This window comes from Pseudomonas sp. EL_65y_Pfl2_R96 (assembly GCF_963970905.1).
Taxonomy (GTDB): domain Bacteria; phylum Pseudomonadota; class Gammaproteobacteria; order Pseudomonadales; family Pseudomonadaceae; genus Aquipseudomonas.
Window position 1 is genome coordinate 1 of record NZ_CAXAQH010000336.1, and the last position, 457, is coordinate 457.

Genomic DNA, 457 nt, shown 5'->3' on the forward strand with positions numbered 1-457 from the left:
CCGGCATGTTCACCTTCGACAGCGGGCTTGCGGCCGGGCGCAACATCCTCGCACGCGCTGACCGTCCGACTGCGATCCTGGCGCAGAATGACGATATGGCCGTGGGCGCGATGATGGCTGCACGGGAGATTGGACTGTCGATTCCCGAGCGATTGTCCGTCGTTGGTTTCGATGATTCGGAGGTGTCGCGAATCACCTGGCCGCGCCTGACCACGGTGCGCCAGCCGGTGTTCGAAATGGCGGTGGCGGCGACGGAAATGGTGATCGCGCAGCTCGAGGATCGCGAGCCGCTGGCCCGCGTGTTGCATTCCCATACACTCCTGGTGCGCGAATCCGCTGCTCCGCCGCACGCCTAGCCAAATGCTAAATCGCTGGGAATCTTGGTATTATGCTGCCGGCGACCTTGGCTTCAATTTCGTGTGGCAGTCGATCGAACTGTACCTTCTGTTTTACTATA

General features: G+C 60.8%; 1 protein-coding gene. It reads left to right on the forward strand.

Annotated features, from left to right (window positions below; genetic code table 11):
* On the forward strand, positions 1-356 hold a 356-nt coding region (locus tag AACY49_RS30915), incomplete at its 5' end, for a substrate-binding domain-containing protein (protein ID WP_339528105.1).
* Between the last annotated feature and the right edge of the window lie 101 nt (positions 357-457).